We start from the raw sequence: 13,409 nt of genomic DNA on the forward strand, positions 1-13,409 counted from the left end.
AAGGGGTCGATGAGATTGGGTGTTTAAACGCAATCGCGCTGCAAAAGCAATCAATCAAATCGCGATCGCTACTTGCCAAAACTATGGATAACCTTAGTCAGACTGGGATGATTTAGAGGCCCAGCCGCAATCGCCAGAACTGAACCAGCATCACATATCAGCTATTGATTGACTATTTGCCAATTAGATATGGACATAGGCAACTTTCTCACGGTTCTGCAGTTGATGAAGCGATATCTAAATTATGTCGCAGCCGTGGTCGAACTACTGTTTAAGCCCTGTTTGAATCGATTGATTTAATCAAATATCTATCTAATTCCCTCAATTTCTCCACCGTCTTCCCCATCTCCCCCACCTTCCTCATTTCCCCACCTTCCCCATCTTCCCGCTTCCCTACTCCCTCTGCCACTCCCGCTCCTCCAACTCCTTCTGAGGCAGCAGCAGCGTCGCTTCAATCTCCTGCCGAATAGTTTCGGTTACTTCACAGTTGCTGTTCAAACAGTCCACTAGCAGCTGATTGGCGTCGTAGTAGCGCTTTAGCACCTGCTCTTGCTCAGGGCTAAACTGCCAAGGGTGGTGAATATTGCGGTATTCAGCGATCGAGCGTTTGATCTGCTCGACCCAGGCTGGGTAATTGTCTTGCCACCAGGCTTGCAACCGCTCCTGGCTTTGGTGCGAGGCGGGCAGCTGATCCTTCAGCTGCTGGAGCGACTTATAAAATCCGGCATCGAGCACCATGACCAAAATATTGCTGAGCGCCTCACTACAGGCGTGTACATAGGCAAAATCTTGGCTGCGATCGACAGCAAACTCCACCAGCAGGTTTTCCAGGGCGGCATCTAGAAAAATCCCCTGATCGAGGGTGCTGGCCAGGGCAAACTGGTCGGCGGTGTGGGGGCTCTGAGCCATGGCCAGATAAAAGGCGCGGGTAGTAGCCAACTTGGGCTCAGGAGGAATAGTCTGGGATTTTCGGCTAGCCCACATCAAAAAATCTTGCAGGTGGGGGTCTTGGGCCACCAGGGCATCGATCTCCTGCTTCATCAGCTGCACCAGCGAGTCGGCGCTGCGCAGCATGGCAGCGGTGAGCAAAAACACCTCATGCCAGTGAGGGTCGGTGATGTGGCTAACCAGCCCCCCCAGCGCCTGGTCCAGCGCCCGCAGGTTGTGGGTAGCGACGATTTTACGCGCTGTTAGATATTCTTGAAACGCCAGATACGAGAACGAAAAAATGCCTCGCGCCCGCTCGATCAGCAGCCCGTGCTGAGCCTCGATCGCCTTCAGCATTGCCTCGCTTTCGAGCTGGAGTTCTTCCGGTTCGAGGGCATTGCCGGGCAGGTTTTGCAGGTAGTCTTCAATGTATTGCTCGATGGTGCGCTGCTCAAAAAAGTATTGCCCCTGCTCAAAGGTGACGGCAGCCAGCTGACTCAGCAGCTTCATTTTTTGGGGCAGCAAAAACCCGCGATAGATATCGTCGCGCGCAACGCCTTTGGTCTCATCCCACTTGCCCAGCAGCAGGTCGAGGCCTTGTTTGTAAAAGGCCGTGCGCTTGCTGGGGAACTGCCCTTCCCCTTGAAATACCCAGCAGGCCAGGTGCAAAAATAGGGGCGTCACTACTAGCTGGCGAAACTGCCAGTTTTCGGGCTGCTCAAGCTTAGTGACGAATGCCATTGCCCTGGTCTCGCCCTCGGGGGTGGCCGCTTTACCCAGGGCGACAAACCACTTTTTGGCAAAGGTGGCAATCTGCGTTTGGCTGAAGGGGGCAATTTCTACATCGGTAAAGCCGTGCAGGGCCAGCTTTTGGGCCGCCGTGCGGCACGACACCACATACCGATTGCGGTGATACCGGTCCGAAAAAGTGCGAATTTCTCGAATAACGGCGTTGATGTCCTGATTTAGCACCTCATCGATGCCGTCCATCAGCATCAGCACTCGTCCCTCAGTGAGCAGCGTTTCGAGTTGGGCGGGGTCGGCGATGCCAGCGGTGAGCAGGGTCTGGTGAATGTAGCTGAATAAGCTAAAGTCGGCCTGGCGTTTGGCGGCCTCGGCAAACTCCCGCAGGACGATAAACAGAGGCATCTGCTCGGGGGCAAACTCGCCCTGGTTACACTGCACGGCTAGGTGCCGCAAAAAGGTGGTTTTGCCCACCCCCGGCTTGCCCAGCACCCGCAGTTTGCCGTGGGTTTTAACCGCTTCCACACCAGAAATTTGGGGTTGGTCAACATCCCCTAGCCCCACCCGGTCAAACTCGGTTGGGGCCAGACTATTCAATTCAGCAATCTCTAGCCACTGCTGGTTAGCGACCGCTTCGAGAATGTTGACCTCGACATAGATGTCGTCAATGTTGACCGGGCGGCCAATATCGAGCAGTTGCAGAATGCCGCACTGGTGCTGAATGGTGTCGTAGTGCTGCGATCGCACCTCTGCCACCAGCTCGTCCACCGTCAGCGGGCGCGGCCCCAGCAACTCTCCTGGCTCCGAAAAGTCAGCGGGCGGATCGGCGGCAACCTCTCGCCAGTCGAGGTCTAAAACCTGACAAACTTCCACAAAAATTTGGCGATCGACCGGGCGACCGGTAAAAAACCGCCAGATTGGCTGCCGAGTTTTGAGGTTCACCTCCCCGGCCAAATTTTCCTGAGTCCACCCCTTGAGCGCAAATGCCCGCTTAGCCCGCTGAATGCCAGCGGGGGAGGCCTTTAGCGATCGCTTGGCCATACTGTAAAAAGAGCATTCTAAATTGTGAATTTAAACAGCGGAAAAAAGTGGTTGTCTTATATGAGGCTCATACTAACGCCTTTTTCCGAGACTTCAAGGTCTAGCAGCATCCCATGAGCGCATTCAAGCCCAAAATCCCCTTCCCAGCCATAGCTATCGCCAACCAGCTCCAGCCAGTAGGCATTCCAGCCATCGTAGGTATTTACAGTATGCGTCCAGCCCAACTAGTCATCAAAGGCAATGTTCAACATCAAAATACCTACCACGCCAGTTGTTGCATCAGCATCATGTCTAATCAATCACCCCTAAGCTAAAAAGTTCAGCATGCCAGTCCCAGCAGCTCAGGGTGATCGCAGGCCCCAAGACCGCCAAGGTCGCGACGTAGTTCGGCAAAGGGTGGAGTAGATACAAACACCAGGATTGATTCCCACTAGAACCTGCTGAGTCAGGCAAGCGCACCGCCGTAGCAGCCAAATCTTCTCCAACCTCTAGCCGATCAAATTCCCAAGCTTCCAGCTGATTAAAAGGTCTCAACAGCCCTTCTCCCGTAGCTTTGACATAAGCTTCCTTACCCGTCCAAAGCTTAAAAAAGACAGCGCTTTGGGCCTCTGGTGGCAGCGCCGCCAACATCGCCCGCTCCTTTGGTGAAAGCGCCAGATCACTGACGGCTTGCCAAGGATAGTCAGGCTGAATATGTTCTAAATCGATACCCACGGGTTGCCCTTGACCAATGGCGACCAAAGCCCACTCGTGAGTATGAGAGACATTAAATGAGAGTGCTGTTGCAGACGGTAGCTGAAGGGCAGGCTTGCCTTGAGGGCCATAGCAAAATTGCACGGTCTCCGGTTTTACCCCTAGATAATGACCTAGCAGTAGTCGTAAACAACCCCGAGTGGCCGTAAAGCGATCGCGATCGCGCTGAAACCGAAATTTCCCCGCCCGCATCCGTTCATCGTGAGAAAGCAGTAGCTGAAGCCGTTGCAGATAAGCTGGAGGTAGCGACAAATCTATGCGCCAAACATGAACTTCATCCCCTCGGCAAAAAAGCGGGACAGTAGCCGGAAACCGCCAGTTTTGGCTCAGCCGAGTAGTTACCATACGCTCTCAAATGTAAACGGCAGCGCTTTGGTACTGCTGTCAAAACGCTACTCAGCAGGCAAACATTTGAGTATAAAATCTTTTTGAGAATCAACAGCAGAAAGAAGAGTTCCAATTTCTCCCAACATGTCTCGGCTCGACTTTATCCATTTAGGTAGCATGGCAGAGTAGCTCGGTCCAACTGCCCAAAATAGGGCGAGGGCCTTTCACATGCTCAGAGTCGTCTAGTAATGTTCGAAAAAGTCGGAAGCCCACAAGTGGCACCGGACACAGGCCAAGGTTGGATGTTGCTTCACGTATCAGGCAGTTTGAGGCAGGGAGCACGTAAATTGCGGGTGCAGCGCTGAGTGAGGAGCACGACAAGGGAGAACAGGGCCAATATGGCAGGAGCCGCACGTCAGATCGCTATACGGGAGCGCTTGAAACGACAGATAGCATGTTAACGATTAGTCAAAACGCTTCGCCGTCACTAATCTATTAAGACGACAGCTAAACTGTTATCCGACAAGGGCAATGTATGGGCGATACTGGACTCGAACCAGTGACATCCTGCTTGTAAGGCAGGCGCTCTACCAACTGAGCTAATCGCCCGTGCTGCATTTGCAGTTTCATATCTTAGCAGAGGATAGAGACGTTTTAGCCGTTTCTGTGAAATTTGGTCGATTAGCTGGGGTCACACCGCATGGACTAGAACTGGACTATCCCATTTACCCCTGTGACCCCACCTACCACCCGTGACTAAGTCACCCCAAGGCCGGAGACAAAGACATTCTTGAAGCTTGTCGCGGCAAGGCAAGGGGTCAGTTTAAGCGAACTGCTGTCCACAGCTGCAGAGGGAAGATACTTAGTCTTTCAGAAACCTTCCGAGTCGTTGGGTGTCGTAATTGACTGGCTGACCCGAATAGAAGAGAAGAGAAGCTGGCTTTGCTGAGCGCTACACCTGAGTCCGTTTCTCCACCACCCAGCCTACCAACTATCCCCCTAACCACCCGACAAGCCTCAGAAGAAACGGTGGGGGTCCAGGCTTAAAGTCACAAGCTACGCCGGGCTCGGGCCAACCTTAGACATACCAAAACCCAATGTAATGACCAGTCCCCTTCAAGGGATTGAGAAAGAACTACCTGTCCATGTCAATCGCTAGGGATTCTAAATTCTGGAAACACCGCCTCCAACAATGGCAACATCCACATTTTTCTACCCCTAATGAAGTTAATCAATACCTTTCAGCGTTTGGGCGACAATAAAATCAACGACATCCTCCAAGCGTCCAGTACGCTGGTAAACTTCCCGCTGTCGCGCTGCGCCATTACCTTGCTGCATCGTCTGCCGCACGAGCAATGAAACTTCGTCCCAGTCGCCATACTCCTCCAGCGATGGGCGCACGAAGGCTAGAAACTTCTCAACGAGTTCGTGGGCTGGAACAGCACGCATTGCCTCAACATCGATCAGCTCTGTATCTAATCCGTAGCGTGCAGCACGCCAGTGCGCGGCGCGTATAATTTCGTGACGAGTGGCTGGAAATGGTTTATCTCCTTGAGCTTGTTCGTAACACGTTCGCGCCAAAGAGCGCACCAGTCCTGCAACCATTACTGCTTCATCCACCGTCATGCAGACATCTGTAATGCGAAACTCTACGGTTGGGTAACGCTCTGATAAACGCGCATCCCAGTAAATCTTCGTCGCTTCTTCTACAGCTCCAGTTGCGACCAAATCTTTTACAAGCCTTTGGTATTCAGCGTGTGAGGAGAAAATTAGCGGTGGGCCGGATATGGGCCATCGGCCCCAAATTTCCGTGCGATAGCTGGCATATCCCGTATCCGTACCGAACCAAAATGGCGAGGAAGCAGCAAGCGCCAGCAGCGGTGCCAGCCACATTCGCGAACGGTTCATAACCTGAATTGCCATCTCTCGATCGCTGATGCCAACGTGTACGTGACAGCCAAAGATCATGAGCTCGCGGGTCAGTTGTTGATAATCTCGCATCAGCCCTTGATAACGTTCTTTGGGCGTAACTTGCTGTTCTTTCCACTCGGAAAATGGGTGCGTTCCAGCGGCAGCAATTTGATTGCCGTCTTTGGCAGCGGCAGCAATAAGTTCCCGGCGCAAGCGGACAAGTTCTGCACGTACTTCAGAAAGCGAGTGACAAACAGGTGTACCGATCTCTATCTGCGAAAGCTGAGCTTCCGGTTGTACTTCTTCACCAAGCGCTTTTTTGGCGATCGGTAGAATTTGCTGTTGACGCGATCGCAGTTCACGAGTCGCAGGATCGATAATTTGATATTCCTCTTCAACCCCAATGGTAAAGTCTTCTGTTGGAAGTGACATTGTTTATGTTTTTAGTAAGTTTTAGAAAATGTGTAACGACAAACTCTTTTTTAATTATTGCTGCAACAGCTTCAACGGGCTTCTAGACATTTAGCCTGCGCTTCTTCCATCTACTCAGCCTTCACTGACTCATCCCACCGAGTAGTAAACCTGGGCGAGGCTCTTTCAGAGCGACTTTGCCAACGCCATTCAGCTCGCGTCCTCCACCCGTGCTGCCATCCCTCCGTCGAGAGTACAGTCCCCACCCCAAACCGCTAACTCAGCGAGTCCACAGCATCCATCAGTTGCCAAGCCGTCTCGCGCCTGCTCTCATCCACGAACAAGCTGCCTTGAGCGATGCTAGTAGGGTCCAACTCCATCAGCATAACTCCGGCCTTGTAGTACTGGTATCCAGGCTCATACAGCTGCTCTGTAGCCCTTGGCGCTGCCTGTACTACCGTTGGGGTATCGCCCCAGTGTCTCTGAGTTGGCATACTGCGGTTCCTAGGAACGAAAGCGGCCGGTGGTAATGAAGTCAGTCATGGCTTGGGCTACTCAACTCGCATTAGCTTTGCCACCGCTGTCGCTCCATCACAGGCGATCGCCTCCACCGCGGACTACTTGAGCCACTGAAAGGCCCGCTCTAGCTCCGCCACCCCATTCTCTGAAAACCAGCGACCGTGAGCCAAAATAATCTTCTCGGGTGCCCAGGCTAACATCTGTTCGTAGCCTTTCCTCGCCTGGGCTTTACGATTCCAAAACGTCATCCTTAAATCTAGGGGAGCCTTGCCGTTGGGGTCGGCTATACCAACCAGGTGAATTAACCAGCGAAAGGTTTTGTCTATCTTTGAAGGTTCAACGTTTTCAATCAGGTCGGTCAAGATCAGCGTTTTGCTCTGCCGATGGAAGAACACCACTTCATCTAAAAACCGACTGCCGCGAACGATCGCTTGGTCAATCTCGGTGGCCCACTGGGGCGGTGGCGTATCGTCTAGGTCAGCGTGGAAGGTCGTTGGAATGTGCTGGCTGTCAGCTCGCTCTCGCACCCCTGGGGATGCCCAGGCGATCGCCCGAGGGTAAGCATCTACCCAACTCTGAATGTGGGCATAGTGAATCTTGTTGGGCGATACCAGATGTTCGACGAGGCCAAGATTGTCGATTTCGGCTTTGAGAGTAGACGTTAGTTCTATGGGGGAATGACACCACAGCCCGCCGTTGCCCAGGCGCACAACCGTCATTCGAGTGGTGAAGGGAATAGCCATGCCGTACATCGACATCTTGACAATAGGGCCATCCACGAGCCAGATGCCGTTATCAACAGGCTTGAGTGTGTTGATGGGTTCGTACAGCGTCAGCAGGTCTTTGACCATGGCCAGTCAAGGGATAGCGACTCTACCATTTTGAGGCCAGTTGCTAGTCTTAGTAAAGACGACAGCGGCTAAAGTCGATCTATAACCCAGTGGAGCATTGCACTAGACTCTAAAATATCTTGGTTAGTCGGGTAGATTTCGCAATCGCTAAGGGTGGATAGTTCAGGAGCAATAACCCATCAGCGATGCCCCGTGGCATGGCAATGAGTGACGGCCACAATCCAACCAGAAGTGGCAATGAGTTGAACTAAAGAGTCTCCACCATGTAACGTCGGCTATGCCTATACCGGAATTGATGTTTAAAGTCCGATGATGGATAAGCTACGTTAGAAGTCTGAGATTAAGGCCTATCGACTGACGTTAGTCACTAATCAATGCTGATACGACCGCTCTATCCTTCATTGAAGAGGCTAAAAATGGGTAGCGTTTTAGGGGCCAAAGGATTCAACGTCGATGTAGTGTTTCCCGCCTTTCTTGAGTCTGTGGAGACAAAGCCGCTATGGACATTCAAACAATTCAAGGCAACTCCGCCAGCATGCTTGGACTGGCAGTACAGCAGACCATGGAGTCGGGATGTGTTGATCTAGCTTGGCAAGCTGGCATCAACTACTTCTTTTCCTATGGCATTGGGAATAGCCCTATCGTCAATAATTTGAAGCAGCTATTACAGCAGCATAGAGAATCCGTCATTGTGGCTACAGGAAGCGAGAAGCGAGAGATTGGCCACTGGCAAGAGTACGTTGAGCAGGTACAGCAGACCCTCGGTATCGACACAATAGACATTCTCTTTGCCGAATATGTCTCCCCTACCGATGATTGGCAGCAGGTAAAGGCCCTGGCGGATCAACTCTATCGTTGGAAATCTGAGGGAGTAATTCGGTATGTGGGTATGACAACCCATAATCGAGCGATCGCCCAACAGCTCATTCAAGAATCCCTCTGTGATGTTCTAATGCATCGCTACAACATGGCTCACCGTAAGGCTGAAGAAACCGTGTTTCCCATGGCAGAGGCCGCTAAGATCCCGGTCGTCGCCTTCACTAGCACTCGTTGGGGAACGCTCCTTCAAAAGCCTACAGACTGGCCTACCGCCCCGCCAACAGCTTCTGATTGTTATCGCTTTGGATTGTACCAACCAGCTACTCGGTTAGTGCTAACGGCCCCAAAAACCCTCAAGTTATTAGGAAATAATCTTGCTGCCCTCACTTCCCCGCCCATGTCCGAACACGAAGTTGCGCACTGGCGGCAGTTTGGAGATTTAGTCTATGGCAGTGGCCAGGACAGTTTTGAAACGAGCTGGCCATAGCTGAATCTCTCCTGGGGAGAATTGCTGTGAGTAGACGATTTGACAGGAAGCTAAGGCTGAGTGGCGAGGCTGACTAAATCGAGCTGAATCTTCGTGTCTGTCAAAACGGTCTCACTTAGGGCTATACGCTCTCCTGTAATTCAGACTGCCTGGGGCTGAAACCGATAAGACAGCCGGTTTCTCCAGTTTTAAAGGACTTCTTAGCTTTAGCTAAACAAGCATAATGCTTTGACAACATCAGTTTTTTTGTTTGCGTTCTGCTCTAGCTGCCTTGAGTTCTCGGCTCTTTAATTCGGCTGCTTGATAAGCATTCACGTAGTCTTTTCCCCCTAGCATCACGTCACCGTAATACTCGTAGGGCGGAGCACCGTAAATCGGCAGCGGAGGATCGTCTGGGTAATCTTCTTGGGCCTCTTCAACAGAGGCTTTTAATGCCTTGATGCTGAGGCTTTGGGCGGGAAAGTAATAGATTTCTTGCTGGGTCTTATTGATATGCGGTAGCGTCGGGTCGATAATATCCTCACCTAGCTCAATCCAGGCGTGTTCGATAGGCGCATACTGCCCGTTATTCAAAACCACAAACCCTTGGACGTAGGTTGCTCCAGTCAGTGTCAGCACAGCTCGATGGGTATTGTCAAAGGGAGCGCCTGCTTTGCTTTTGATTTGTTCAGAAATTTCGAGGGAAAGGGGTTCATTCAGGGTTGGGGGCATTGGGCGTGAATTTTGGAGTCGCTACTACAGATCGTAAGCATCTGCGCTGCGTATGTCTATTGCCGCTAGGCTGATGTCCAGGTCGTTTGGGGAACAAGGCTCCGCTGTAGCGGGTTGGGGGGCGATCGCGCTTTGGATGTTAGGTAAGCTTGCTCATGGCTGAGGGGTGGTTCAATGAGCTGCCCTCGGCCTTCTCCACTTGCTGGGCTGCGGTCGTGGGATGCTCTATCCTGGTGCGCTTTATGCCCCCGGGACCTGGGTCGTTCGCGGCTTCCATTCCCTGCACCGTTCCTAGCGACCAGGTGTCTTTAGGGCCAGCTTCTCGCGGGTCACGAGTGCAACTGCGGGGATAGTTTCTGAGGGGCTTCGGCCCCCCTGTTTTTGTTTTGGCTTGAAGGGCGTTCTTGCCTCCCATCTCCCCAGAACACATCCCCGTTGGAGCAACACAGGCCGATCTATCACGCCGCCCTTACTCCTAGCCAACTTTCTCTCCAAAGCCCCCGCCCCAATTCCGAGTTGAGCGGACAAGCGTTCAAACCTGCTTCAGGTCTGCGATCGCACTCAGCAGACTTACTCCACTTTGTTGCTTAGCCTGCCCTCTACACGCCATTCCAAGCAACCTACCCTCCATAGAAATAGCTCCTCTGCAACCTTTGGGTTAGCCTGCTTGTTGCCATCTTGGTTTGGGATGAGGCTGCTTTGCTTATACCCTGTCTCTCCTCTAGCCTGCTGTTTTCTTTTCACGACAGTGGAGGCCAGCGTGGGTAAGCATTAGCTGATGGCCTTGAATATGGTGAAGCCTGCCGCTTACGATGCCCTCCCAATAGTCATACTCCATAGTCTTCTCAATAAAGCGCTTGAACGTTTTGGTTTGATATTGGCTAAAACAATATAGCCGTTACAGTACATTTCGATTTTAGTAACTCCACCAGGAGCAGCAGTGGCTATTGGGATACCGCTAAATTTAACCGTAATGTCGATTTCACCTTTTGCAGGCATGGTCTAAAACCCAGTTAAGGCTTGAACAATGACAAACTCAGCAGGATAACGCGATCCGTGCATCAGGACAACCTGATTACTATTGTTTCAGCGAAGAGGGGCATCGCTCCAAATTCCCCACACCGCCCTTTCCTATATCTAAGGTTCCTAAGAAAGCCCCACCCTACAACCCACCGAGCGGTCAGGTGTTCAAACAGCCTTGATATTACCAATTGTTTCCAAAGTACTTCCTCAACCTCTTCATCCTGTCAACAATTAAAAGGCAGGTTTACGATTTTATTAAAGCAGTGACGACTCAACACTGGATGATTGTATACAGTGAATTGAAGGGGTAGTCGGCATGGTTGAAATACAAGGTTTAGCATCAATCTTAGGTTTGGCTGCTATAGGGGCTGGTGGATTAGGATGGCGTTGGCGACAGCAAGCGAAGCAGCTTCAGTCATTGAAAGCGTTGCCCTCACCGTCAGGTCATTGGCTCAGCGGTAATGCCTCAGAATTAATTGCCTTAGCTAAAGACGGTAAGTTTTCACAGAAGTTTTTGGAATGGACTCAGCAATATGGCCCCCTGTTGGTGGTTTGGGTCTTTAACAAACCAATCTTGGTGGTGTCAAAACCTAAGTTAATCGAGCAAATTCTCACCCAAGGTCAGAGTGACGGCATCTTTGCCAGGAGCCCTAATTTTTATGGGGCCTATCAAGATGTCTTTGGAATTCACATCGGCAATCAAAAAGGGCAGGAATGGAAGTGGCGGCGACAGGCTGCTGCCCCATCATTCAAACCCAGCCAGTTTTCGCAGAAGCTAGACGTGATTGTTGATAGCTGTATGGGCGTGATAGATGACATCCATCAACTCGCGTTAAAGCAGGAGGTTATCCATGTCGATTCACTTTTTGTCAATTTAACCATGGGAGTAATTGCCCATTTCCTGTTGGGGGTGTCGCTGGATGGCAAGCCAAATTTTGAGGGTGAGCCCTCCTTTGAGCCGCAGAAATTATACAAAGCCCTAGCCGTGCTGGAAAAGCAGGTGTTGCTTCAGTCTGCGGGCACAAACAAATGGCTGAAGTATTTGCCGACTCAGGAAGGGCGTACCTACAAAAATGCTCAACAATATTTGGAGGAATTCCTCGCCCCTCGCGCAGCCATGGCGCTACGGTTGGCCAAGGAGTCGGATACTCAGTCTATACCTGAGGTCAGTCAGCAGTTTCGAACCTCGATGCTGATTCAATTCGCAAAGAGTCCTCAGCACAATTTAGAGACTTTGGTTGCTGAAGCGAAAGCCTTCCTCTTTGCCGGTCACGATACCACCGCTCACACCCTATCGTTTGCTGTCGGAGCTCTGGGGTTGACCCCGACAGTACGCCAGAAAGCTCAGAATATTGTTGACGAAATTTGGCAGCAGGAAGGATGTCTTAACGCCTCAGCCGTTAAGGACCTGACTTATATTGAGGCAATCGTTAAAGAAACAATGCGGCTATATCCCGTGGCCCCTGGCATTCCTTTAGTAGCCACTCAAGACACCGAGCTTGACAGCATACGAATTCCTCAAAGAACCGGTATAGAGCCCTTTTTCCTGGGCGCGGGCAGAGATCCTGAGATGTATCCTCAACCGGATGAGTTTCGCCCGGAGCGCTGGCTTCAAGCGGATAAAGTAGAGAACATACCTGGGAAACAGCCCCTTCATCTTGGCTTTTCCTTGGGACCACATTACTGTCTTGGGGCTCCCCTAGCGCTCCTAGAAGCCACGATCATGCTTTCGGTTTTGCTGCACTACTTTGACTGGGAGTTGGTCAATGGCTCTGCATCGTTGAAACAGTTTGATCAGAACTTGACTATCTTTCCGCGCGATCGCATGCCAGTGAGATTTCAGGTGCGCTCATTCGTCCAACCACGGGCGAAATCATTGGTTAACTAACAGGACCAGCACAGCAGTGATCACACACTTGAGCCACTTTAAAGCAGTATCGCCATCAGGTGAATAAATTAGTTTATGCTCTTAAAACTCCCTAGTTAGATAGAATCGTAAGGGAAGATGATTAAAAAGCTCCAGAGACTCTTTTCTGGATCATCGCATATTTGATGTTTACCCTGTGGACAATCCAAACTATGGCAGTGAAAAGTAAAGAACCCCTGTCAGGGAAAGAGCTTCTGGCCAAGGTCAAGGAGAACGACGGCCTCACTAAGCGGGATCTTGCTAAGGAATGTGGTTACTATACGGTTGGTAAAGAAGGGCAAACCCGTGTGAACCTGGCTGACTTTTATGATGCTCTCCTAGCAGCTAAGGGCATTCAGCTTGAGCCAGAGAAGGCGGCTGACGGTCGAGGCCGGGAAGCGTCTTACACTCTCACTGTCCATAAGAATGGTCAGATTGTGATTGGCGCAGCCTACACCCAGGAAATGGGCTTGAAGACTGGAGATGAGTTCAAGATCAAGTTGGGCTATAAGCACATTCGCTTGGTCAAGTTGGACGCTGAAGGCAATGAAGAGCAAGCCTGACGAAACTAGTTAATGAACTAGAACTTTTAACTCGTACCCTTTGGAATTGATCTTTCAGAGGGTTTTTTACTATTGGGACAACGCTAGCTGCTCAAAGAACTGTTTAAATTGACGCACGACCACTCCGCAGACTACTTCCACCCTAGGTTTAAGCCGATCTTCCTCCATCTGACCATGTCTGCACCCAAGCCTCAAGTCCAGAGTTCTAGATTCTCGGTAGCTTTCGTAATAGGCATCTACAAATCTCACTGTCGACTTAGCGGTACGAAGAGCTATCATCGTCTTTACCTTGCTCTCAGCCCTTATTGCAGTCGAAGGTGTAATTAGGACAATATAGAGGGAAGTGCGTCTACTGTACCCCCACGTCTGATGCCAGCCGCTTATAGTGATGACCTCCGTAACAAAGTGCTTGCTGC

At 51.2% G+C, this 13,409-nt stretch carries 9 protein-coding genes and 1 tRNA gene; 3 read left to right on the forward strand and 7 right to left on the reverse strand.

Annotation, left to right across the window (positions count from 1 at the left end):
• Positions 1 to 393 precede the first annotated feature (393 nt).
• The 6 genes from H6F75_RS14715 to H6F75_RS14740 form a co-directional block, all read right to left on the reverse strand.
• Positions 394 to 2,712: an NACHT domain-containing NTPase gene (locus tag H6F75_RS14715; protein WP_190753218.1), complete on the reverse strand. Its 2,319-nt coding sequence runs from the start codon at positions 2,710 to 2,712 to the stop codon at positions 394 to 396.
• A 291-nt stretch (positions 2,713 to 3,003) separates the two neighbouring features.
• On the reverse strand, positions 3,004 to 3,810 hold the full coding sequence (locus H6F75_RS14720; protein ID WP_190753219.1) for a 4'-phosphopantetheinyl transferase superfamily protein: 807 nt from the start codon (positions 3,808 to 3,810) through the stop codon (positions 3,004 to 3,006).
• A 518-nt stretch (positions 3,811 to 4,328) separates the two neighbouring features.
• Positions 4,329 to 4,401 (reverse strand) — tRNA-Val (locus H6F75_RS14725).
• 618 nt (positions 4,402 to 5,019) lie between these two features.
• A complete protein-coding gene (locus tag H6F75_RS14730) occupies positions 5,020 to 6,135 on the reverse strand; it encodes a carboxylate-amine ligase (RefSeq protein WP_190753220.1) in 1,116 nt (371 codons plus the stop codon).
• A 254-nt stretch (positions 6,136 to 6,389) separates the two neighbouring features.
• On the reverse strand, positions 6,390 to 6,608 hold the full coding sequence (locus tag H6F75_RS14735; protein WP_190753221.1) for a hypothetical protein: 219 nt from the start codon (positions 6,606 to 6,608) through the stop codon (positions 6,390 to 6,392).
• 123 nt (positions 6,609 to 6,731) lie between these two features.
• Positions 6,732 to 7,484, reverse strand: coding sequence for a DUF4336 domain-containing protein (locus tag H6F75_RS14740; RefSeq protein WP_190753222.1), 753 nt, complete (start codon positions 7,482 to 7,484; stop codon positions 6,732 to 6,734).
• 499 nt (positions 7,485 to 7,983) lie between these two features.
• Here H6F75_RS14740 and H6F75_RS14745 point away from each other — a divergent pair, with 499 nt between their 5' ends.
• Entirely contained in the window at positions 7,984 to 8,790 is an 807-nt protein-coding gene (locus tag H6F75_RS14745) for an aldo/keto reductase (protein WP_190753223.1), read from the forward strand.
• 237 nt (positions 8,791 to 9,027) lie between these two features.
• On the opposite strand, the gene H6F75_RS14750 is transcribed toward H6F75_RS14745, so the two are convergent.
• Positions 9,028 to 9,501: a hypothetical protein gene (locus H6F75_RS14750; RefSeq protein WP_190753224.1), complete on the reverse strand. Its 474-nt coding sequence runs from the start codon at positions 9,499 to 9,501 to the stop codon at positions 9,028 to 9,030.
• A gap of 1,339 nt (positions 9,502 to 10,840) precedes the next feature.
• Between H6F75_RS14750 and H6F75_RS14755 the strand changes: the two genes are divergently transcribed.
• A complete protein-coding gene (locus tag H6F75_RS14755) occupies positions 10,841 to 12,412 on the forward strand; it encodes a cytochrome P450 (protein WP_190753225.1) in 1,572 nt (523 codons plus the stop codon).
• Between the two features lie 191 nt (positions 12,413 to 12,603).
• On the forward strand, positions 12,604 to 12,993 hold the full coding sequence (locus H6F75_RS14760; protein WP_190753235.1) for an AbrB family transcriptional regulator: 390 nt from the start codon (positions 12,604 to 12,606) through the stop codon (positions 12,991 to 12,993).
• Positions 12,994 to 13,409: the final 416 nt, after the last annotated feature.

The organism is Nodosilinea sp. FACHB-131 (assembly GCF_014695395.1).
Classification (GTDB): domain Bacteria; phylum Cyanobacteriota; class Cyanobacteriia; order Phormidesmidales; family Phormidesmidaceae; genus Nodosilinea.

What these genes read in the sequence shown, in the direction of transcription:
- H6F75_RS14715 (WP_190753218.1), bottom strand. Translation starts at nt 2,712, where the DNA reads ATGGCCAAGCGATCGCTAAAGGCCTCCCCCGCTGGCATTCAGCGGGCT.
- H6F75_RS14720 (WP_190753219.1), bottom strand. Translation starts at nt 3,810, where the DNA reads ATGGTAACTACTCGGCTGAGCCAAAACTGGCGGTTTCCGGCTACTGTC.
- H6F75_RS14730 (WP_190753220.1), bottom strand. Translation starts at nt 6,135, where the DNA reads ATGTCACTTCCAACAGAAGACTTTACCATTGGGGTTGAAGAGGAATAT.
- H6F75_RS14735 (WP_190753221.1), bottom strand. Translation starts at nt 6,608, where the DNA reads ATGCCAACTCAGAGACACTGGGGCGATACCCCAACGGTAGTACAGGCA.
- H6F75_RS14740 (WP_190753222.1), bottom strand. Translation starts at nt 7,484, where the DNA reads ATGGTCAAAGACCTGCTGACGCTGTACGAACCCATCAACACACTCAAG.
- H6F75_RS14745 (WP_190753223.1), top strand. Translation starts at nt 7,984, where the DNA reads ATGGACATTCAAACAATTCAAGGCAACTCCGCCAGCATGCTTGGACTG.
- H6F75_RS14750 (WP_190753224.1), bottom strand. Translation starts at nt 9,501, where the DNA reads ATGCCCCCAACCCTGAATGAACCCCTTTCCCTCGAAATTTCTGAACAA.
- H6F75_RS14755 (WP_190753225.1), top strand. Translation starts at nt 10,841, where the DNA reads ATGGTTGAAATACAAGGTTTAGCATCAATCTTAGGTTTGGCTGCTATA.
- H6F75_RS14760 (WP_190753235.1), top strand. Translation starts at nt 12,604, where the DNA reads ATGGCAGTGAAAAGTAAAGAACCCCTGTCAGGGAAAGAGCTTCTGGCC.